General features: G+C 69.1%; 7 protein-coding genes. 1 reads left to right on the top strand and 6 read right to left on the bottom strand.

Annotation, left to right across the window (positions count from 1 at the left end):
- Positions 1 to 7 precede the first annotated feature (7 nt).
- Genes Q4I23_RS11135 through Q4I23_RS11115 form a run of 5 tightly spaced genes read right to left on the bottom strand, consistent with a single transcriptional unit; the run spans position 8 to position 4,880 of the window.
- A complete protein-coding gene (locus tag Q4I23_RS11135; protein WP_498526284.1) occupies positions 8 to 868 on the bottom strand; it encodes an ABC transporter ATP-binding protein in 861 nt (286 codons plus the stop codon).
- A 39-nt stretch (positions 869 to 907) separates the two neighbouring features.
- A complete protein-coding gene (locus tag Q4I23_RS11130) occupies positions 908 to 1,876 on the bottom strand; it encodes an ABC transporter substrate-binding protein (protein ID WP_498526283.1) in 969 nt (322 codons plus the stop codon).
- A gap of 58 nt (positions 1,877 to 1,934) precedes the next feature.
- On the bottom strand, positions 1,935 to 2,561 hold the full coding sequence (gene leuD, locus Q4I23_RS11125) for a 3-isopropylmalate dehydratase small subunit (RefSeq protein ID WP_498526282.1): 627 nt from the start codon (positions 2,559 to 2,561) through the stop codon (positions 1,935 to 1,937).
- Between the two features lies 1 nt (position 2,562).
- The gene (gene leuC / locus Q4I23_RS11120; protein WP_498526281.1) at positions 2,563 to 3,993 is read right to left on the bottom strand and encodes a 3-isopropylmalate dehydratase large subunit; all 1,431 of its coding nucleotides are present in this window, start codon (positions 3,991 to 3,993) and stop codon (positions 2,563 to 2,565) included.
- A 14-nt stretch (positions 3,994 to 4,007) separates the two neighbouring features.
- On the bottom strand, positions 4,008 to 4,880 hold the full coding sequence (locus tag Q4I23_RS11115) for an isocitrate lyase/PEP mutase family protein (protein WP_498526280.1): 873 nt from the start codon (positions 4,878 to 4,880) through the stop codon (positions 4,008 to 4,010).
- Between the two features lie 160 nt (positions 4,881 to 5,040).
- Here Q4I23_RS11115 and Q4I23_RS11110 point away from each other — a divergent pair, with 160 nt between their 5' ends.
- The gene (locus Q4I23_RS11110) at positions 5,041 to 5,742 is read left to right on the top strand and encodes a GntR family transcriptional regulator (RefSeq protein WP_454019948.1); all 702 of its coding nucleotides are present in this window, start codon (positions 5,041 to 5,043) and stop codon (positions 5,740 to 5,742) included.
- Positions 5,743 to 5,869: 127 nt separating this feature from the next.
- Here Q4I23_RS11110 and Q4I23_RS11105 read toward each other — a convergent pair whose 3' ends face one another.
- Complete coding sequence (locus Q4I23_RS11105) at positions 5,870 to 6,877, bottom strand: proline racemase family protein (RefSeq protein WP_247888293.1); 1,008 nt, start codon at positions 6,875 to 6,877, stop codon at positions 5,870 to 5,872.
- Between the last annotated feature and the right edge of the window lie 57 nt (positions 6,878 to 6,934).

The raw sequence follows: 6,934 nt of genomic DNA, 5'->3' as shown, positions 1-6,934 counted from the left end.
GCCCAGCTCATGACCCACCCCCGGCGAGGCCCGCCGCCTTCAGGCTCTCCTCGCGCAGCAGGCGCCACAGACGGGCGGTGATCTGGCCGAAGCCGTCCTCGCTGGCGATGCGGGAATCACGCTCGCGCGACCAGCCCGTCTCGATCTCCTCGATGATCCGTCCGGGCCGTGACGACATAACGCCGATGCGGTCCGACAGCATGGCCGCCTCGTCCAGCGCGTGGGTGATCAGCATCACCGTGGCACCGGTTTCGCGCCACAGCTTCAGCAGTTCGTCGCCCATGATCAGGCGGGTCTGGGCATCGAGCGCGCCGAACGGCTCGTCCAGCAGGATCAGGCGCGGACGCATCACCAGCGTGCGGGCGATGCAGACGCGCTGGCGCATGCCGCCGGACAGCTGCACCGGATAGGCCTTGGCGAAGTCCTTCAGCCCGACGAAGCCGACGGCGTAGTTGACCCGCCGTTCGATCTCCGCCGGATCGACGCCCGCCCGACGCAGGCCGAAGGCGATGTTGTCCCACACGGTCAGCCAGGGGAAGGTGGCGTCCTCCTGGAACACCACCCCGACGCCGTCCGGGACCTTGCCGGCCACCGGCTTGCCTTCGAAGGTCACCGTTCCCTCGGTCGGCACGGACAGGCCGGACAGCACGTCGAGCAGCGTGGACTTGCCGCAGCCCGACGGTCCGACGACGGAGAAGAACTCCCCCTGCCGTAAGGTCAGGTCGACGGGTCCCAGCGCGTGCACCCCTCCGTGGCCGGGAACGCCGTAGATGCGGCTGACCCCCTTCAGCTCGGCGTGGACGGCCGGGGCGGGGAAAGCCCCCGCCTCCTCGTGCAGGTCGCGCTTGGCGGCAACGTTGGCTTTCATCGGGGGCTTCCTCCCGGTCATCGTGATGCGTCAGGCTGGTTATTTCAGGAACGAGGCGTCGGCGTGCTTCGACCAGTCGACCTCGCCCTTGACCTCGCCGATGATCTGCAGCCCCTTGATCAGGTTGTTCATCCCGTCATATTCGAAGTCGCCGGCGCTCCAGTACTTGATCGTCGCCAGATTCTTCAACGCCTGCAGCGCCACCGCCTCGTCGATGTCGTAGTATTTGGTCATGATCTTGGCGGTCTCTTCGGGGTTGGCGTAGACGAAGTCCACCCCCTTGCGCCGCGCCTCGATCAGCTTTTTCAGCTTGTCGCCATTCTTCGCGGCGAACTCCGACGTGGTGACACCCACGGTCTGCACCATGGTCGGCAGCTCGGTCTCGACCGCGAAGACCATGCGGTACTTGTTCTGCACGCGCGCCCAGATCGGGTCCATCACCGGGGCGGCGGCCACCCCGCCCTGCTCCAGCATGGTCAGGCCGCCGCCGACGCCGCCCGCCGACACGCCGTCCACCGTGATGCCGTGCTTGTCCTTCACCATGGTCAGCAGCATGTCGGTGACCGACTTCGGGCTGGTGAAGGCGACCTTCTTGCCGTCCAGATCCTTGGCGGTCTTCACCGGGGAGTCCGGCTTGGTCACCCACAGGATCTCGCCCGCGGTGCGGACGCCGGTGTGGATGATCTTCACGTCCAGACCCTGGTTGATCGCCGCCACCGCCGCCGACAGGGCGACCTCGCCGTAGGGCATCGGCGCCGCCATGACGTTGCGCATGGTCGTGCCGCCGCCCTTGGAGGTCAGGACGCCGGTGATGTCCAGCCCCTGCTCCTTGTAATAGCCCTTCTCCATGGCGACGGCGTAGGGAGCGCCGTACATCAGCACACCCCAGTGGGTGACGGTGATCTCCTCGGCCTGCGCCGGGACCGCCGGAACCAGGGTGGCGAGCGCCACTCCCATGGCCGCCGCCCCCAGGACCGCCTTACGCTTCATCGTGGTCATGAACGACATCGCTGTTCCTCCCAATGTGCCGCTGGCCTTTCCGGCCATGCGCGTTGACCCGGACCCGTCAGGCGGTGGGCAGGGCGTGAATCCAGGGGCGCTGCGCCCGGTCGCGCGCCTCGAACGCCGCCATGGCAGCGTCGTGGCGCAGGCTGGCCCCGATCTCGTCGAGCCCCTCCAGAAGCGCCTGCCGCCGTGCCGCCTCCATCGTGAAGGGGAACTCCCGCCCATCCGGCGCGGTGACGCGGCTGGCCTCGATGTCCACCGTCATGGCGGCGGCCGGCGTTGCCTGCGCACAAGCGACGAGATGGGCGAGCGCCGCCTCGTCCAGAGTCACCGCGGCCAGACCGTTCTTCTGGCAATTCTCGTGGAAGATGCTGGCGAAGCTGGGCCCGATCACGCAGCGGATGCCAAAGTCCATCAGGCTCCACACCGCGTGCTCGCGCGACGAGCCGCAGCCGAAATTCTCGCCGGCCAGCAGGATCTTGGCCTCCCGCCAGGGTGCTTGGTTCAGGACGAAGTCCGGCCGTTCCCGACCGTCGTCGTCGAACCGCCATTCGGAGAAGAGGCCGGCGCCCAGCCCGCTGCGGTGAATGGTCAGCAGATGCGCCTTGGGGATGATCGCATCGGTGTCGACGTTGGCCCGCGGCAGCGGCGCGGCAATCCCGGTGATGCGATTGACAGGTTCCGGCATGTCAGGCGCTCCCTTCCAGGCTATGGGCTTCCAGGCTGCGGACATCGACGATGCGGCCGGCCACGGCCGCCGCCGCCGCGGTGGCGGGGCTGGCGAGGTGGGTGCGCGCCCCCGGCCCCTGGCGGCCCTCGAAATTGCGGTTGGAGGTGGCGACGCAGCGCTTGCCCGGCGGTACCCGGTCGGCGTTCATCCCGGCGCACATGGAACAGCCCGGCTCCCGCCATTCGAAGCCGGCAGCGGTGAACACGCGGTCCAGCCCCTCCGCCTCGGCCTGCCGGCGCACCTGGCCCGAGCCCGGCACGACCAGCGCGCGCAGGCCGGCGGCGACACGACGGCCCTTCAAAACGGCGGCGGCGGCCCGCAAATCCTCGATGCGGCTGTTGGTGCAGGAGCCGATGAAGACCATGTCCACCGGCAGGTCGCGGATCGGCGTCCCCGGCTCCAGCCCGATGTAGTCCAGCGCCCGGCGCATTGCCTGCCGGCGCTTGGGGTCGGCCTCGCGCTCCGGATCGGGCACGGTCTCGCCGACGCCGATGCAGTCCTGCGGGCTGGTGCCCCAGGACACCTGCGGCGTGAGGCTGGAGACGTCCAACTCGATCTCGGCGTCGAAACGCGCGTCGGGATCGCTCGCCAGGGCGCGCCACGCACCCACCGCCTGCTCCCACAGCGCGCCCGCCGGGGCGAAGGGGCGCCCCTGGAGATAGGCGAAGGTCACCTCGTCCGGGGCGATCAGGCCGAAGCGCGCGCCCAGCTCCACCGACATGTTGCAGACGGTCATCCGCTCTTCCATGGAGAGCGCGCGGATGGCCGGACCGGCGTACTCGACGCCGTAGCCCGTCGCTCCCGCGGTGCCGATTGTGGCGATCAGCTTCAGCACCATGTCCTTGGCCGACACGCCCGCCGGGCGGGTGCCGCTGAAGGTGATGCGCATGGTCGGCGGGCGGCGCAGGATGGCCGTCTGCGTCGCCATGACATGCTCGACCTCCGACGTGCCGATGCCCCAGGCCATGGCACCCAGCGCGCCCACCGTGCTGGTGTGGCTGTCGCCGCAGACCAGGGTGGCGCCCGGCAGGGCGATCCCCAGCTCCGGCGCGATCACATGCACGATGCCCTGGCGCACGTCGCCCAGATCGAACAGCGCAACGCCGGTGGCCTCCGCGTTGGCACGCAGGGCGCGGATCATCTCCGGCCCGCCCGGCACCGTGTCGTCGGTGCGGCCGTTCTCGGTGGAGACGATGTGGTCCGCCGTCGCAAAGGTCAGGTCGGGGCGGCGCAGCCGGCGCCCGGCGGCGGCCAGCCCCGCGTAGGCCTGCGGGCTGGTGACCTCGTGCAGCATGTGGCGGTCGATGTGGAGCAGCACCCGCCCGTCGCCCAGATCGGCGACGACGTGCTGGTCCCAGATCTTGTCGATGATGGAACCCGGCGTGTTCATGGCGTTGCCTCCCCTTACTCGGCGGCCCGGTAGGCCTGTTCGCGCTCGTAGTAGTCGGGGAAGCCGACAAGGTCCTTCAGCGCCTCGAAATCGGCCTGGGGCACCCGGCTTTCCTGCCCGTCCGCCACCGCGGCCAGGGCGGCGCGCATGGCGTCGATGGCCGCCGACATCAGGGTCAGCGGATAGGCGGCGAGCTTGAAGCCGAGCGCCTCCAGCTCGCGCGGCGGCAGAATCGGCGTCTGGCCGCCGCGCACCATGTTGGCCATCGCCGGCCGGTCGATGCCGGCGCAGAAGGCGGCCATTTCCGTCTCGTTATGCGGAGCCTCCATGAAGATGATGTCGGCGCCCTCCTCCACGAAATCCTGACAGCGCTCCAGCGCCGCGTCGAAGCCGTGCACGGCACGCGCGTCCGTCCGCGCCAGGATCAGGATGTCGTCGGACCCCGACCGGGCGGCATCGAGGGCGGCGCGGATCTTCATGCGCGCCTCGGCCCGCCCGACGACCTGCTTGCCTTTGGTGTGGCCGCAGCGCTTGGGGTTGACCTGATCCTCGATCAGGACGGCGGCGGCCCCGGCGCGGGCGTAGTCGCGCACGGTGCGCTGCACGTTCATGGCGTTGCCATAGCCGGTGTCGCCGTCGCCGATCACCAGCAGGCCGGGGGCCGCCTGACAGACGTTGCGGAGCTGGTCCAGCATCTCGGCGAAAGAGATCAGCCCGGTGTCGGGCATCCCCAGCCGGGTGGCCGAGACGGCGAAGCCGCTCATCAGGCTTACGCGGAAACCGGCCTGCTCGATCAGCCGCGCCGACAGCGCGTCGAAACAGCAGGGCATCAGGTGAAGGCCGGGAGCCTCGAGCAACGTTTTCAGGCGTTGTGCGGGTGTCGTCACCGGTTGTATCCCTCCCTTGTCGCCGCTTCAGCCAGTGGCTTCCAACAGAGCGCACCGGAAACGGGCGTTTAATTTGTTGTGTCAACGAACATAATGCGTCATTGTATACAACGCAACCCGAAAAGTTCAGGCGCCGGACAGAAGCGCAAGGGAGGTCAGCATGTCGGACAGCGCCGGGGCACTGGCGCCCCAATGGGACAACGGCTTCAGTGGCGGCTCCAACCGCGCCGCCGACCGTGCCTACCGCTTCATCCGGGAGGGCATCCTGGCCAGCCGCTGGCCGCCGGGCGCCCATCTGCGCGAACAGGAGTTGGCCGAACTGACGGGGGTCAGCCGCACCCCCGTGCGCGAGGCGCTGCGCCGGCTGTCCGCCGACGGGCTGCTGCAACTCGTCCCCAACCTCGGCGCCAAGGTGAACGCCTGGACGATCCAGGACCTCGACGAGATCTTCGGACTGCGCGCGACGCTGGAAAGCCAAGTGGCCGGACTCGCCGCCAGCCGCGCGGAGCCGCGGCATCTCGCCGAACTGGGCGCGCTGTGCGACGCGATGGAGGCAGTGGTGGGGGACGGCGACGCGGTGGATTTCTCGCGCATCACGCCGCTGAACGACCGCTTCCACGGCTTGCTGATCGACATCGCCGGGGATCGGCGCCTGGGCCAGATGATCCGGCAGGTGGTGGAGATGCCGCTGGTGCTGCGGACCTTCGCCCGCTACAGCCGGCGCGATCTCGCCCGCAGCATGAACCACCACCGCGAGATCGTCGAAGCCCTGGCCGCTCGCGATGGGGAGTGGGCCTCGTCGGTGATGCGCGCGCATGTGCGCGCCGGACGGGCCGTCTTCACGGTCCCGAAAACGGAGTGAGCGTCATTGTATACAACGACAGCACGCCGATCCGGGCGAGCGGATCGCCCATCGGCGCAGCACAAAGGTCCCGGCGCCCTGATGAGGACGCCGGGACGAAGTCCAGGACGCGACTGAGGAGGACCGGTCAGGCGACCAGGAAGCCGGCGCCGACCGGATCGTTGCGGTCGATGACCCAGCGAGCGGTGCCGAGGATGCTGGCCGTGCCCTTGACGGTCGGGCGCACGGCGCGCACGCCGTTCAGGCGGGTCTCGCCGAGCAGGCTGCCCTCGAAGGTGCCGGTGCCGAGCAGACCCTCGGAGCGGATGGTGTCGCCGATCGCCATCTTCCCGCGCGCCTCGAACATCGCCATCATCGCGCTGGTGCCGGTGCCGCCCGGCGAGCGGTCGAGCTGGCCGGCGCTGAAGACGTGGACGTTCTTGTAGAAGGCGCCCTCGATGGTCGGCTCGTGCCAGAAGGTCACGAAGTTGAAGTTGTTGATGTGCGCCGACGCCGGGTGCTGGATCGCCACCTTCTGGCGGAGCTGCTCGCGCGCCAGGATGCCGTAATGCGACAGGGCGGTGCCGTTCTCCGCCCCGATGCGCAGCGACGTGCCGGTCAGGTCGATGATGCCGAAGTAGTTGCCGCCCCACACGATGTCGGCCTTCAGCGGGCCGATCTCCGGCAGCTCGAACGCCACGTCCTGCGCGGCGACGTAGGCCGGGACGTTCTCGAACTTGGTCCACAGCACCCGGTCGCCCTCATGGGCCACCTCGGCGACGACGAGGCCGGCGGTGGTCTCGAAGCGGATGGTGGTGCGGCCGTTCTCGCCGCGGCGGACAAGGCCGTTGGCGACCATCGCCATGGCGACGGCGATCGTGCCGTGGCCGCACATGTGCGAATACTGGGTGCCGTCGATGTAGATCAGGCCGGCGTCGTAGTCCGGGCCGGACGGCGGGGTCAGGAAGACGCCGAACATGTCCTTGTGGCCGCGCGGCTCGCGCATCAGGGCTTCGCGCAGCCAGTCGTAATGGGTCTCCAGGAACTGGCGCTTCTCCAGGATGCTGGAACCGGCCGGATAGGGGATGCCGCTGTGGATGATGCAGAGCGGCTCGCCCTCGGTGTGGGTGTACAGGACATCGAATGCGTCTTGCATGCGCATGGAAGGACCCTTTCGTGGATCGGATTCGGTGTTGGATCGGGGGGATGAAGC

It is taken from the genome of Azospirillum sp. UFLA03-27, assembly GCF_059803775.1.
Note: the sequence above shows the minus strand (reverse complement) of the source record. Positions and strands in the feature narration are given on the sequence as shown.

Bases quoted from the DNA above. Each gene is read 5' to 3' on its own strand.
- Q4I23_RS11135 (WP_498526284.1), bottom strand. From the start codon at position 868: ATGAAAGCCAACGTTGCCGCCAAGCGCGACCTGCACGAGGAGGCGGGG.
- Q4I23_RS11130 (WP_498526283.1), bottom strand. From the start codon at position 1,876: ATGTCGTTCATGACCACGATGAAGCGTAAGGCGGTCCTGGGGGCGGCG.
- leuD (WP_498526282.1), bottom strand. From the start codon at position 2,561: ATGCCGGAACCTGTCAATCGCATCACCGGGATTGCCGCGCCGCTGCCG.
- leuC (WP_498526281.1), bottom strand. From the start codon at position 3,993: ATGAACACGCCGGGTTCCATCATCGACAAGATCTGGGACCAGCACGTC.
- Q4I23_RS11110 (WP_454019948.1), top strand. From the start codon at position 5,041: ATGTCGGACAGCGCCGGGGCACTGGCGCCCCAATGGGACAACGGCTTC.
- Q4I23_RS11105 (WP_247888293.1), bottom strand. From the start codon at position 6,877: ATGCAAGACGCATTCGATGTCCTGTACACCCACACCGAGGGCGAGCCG.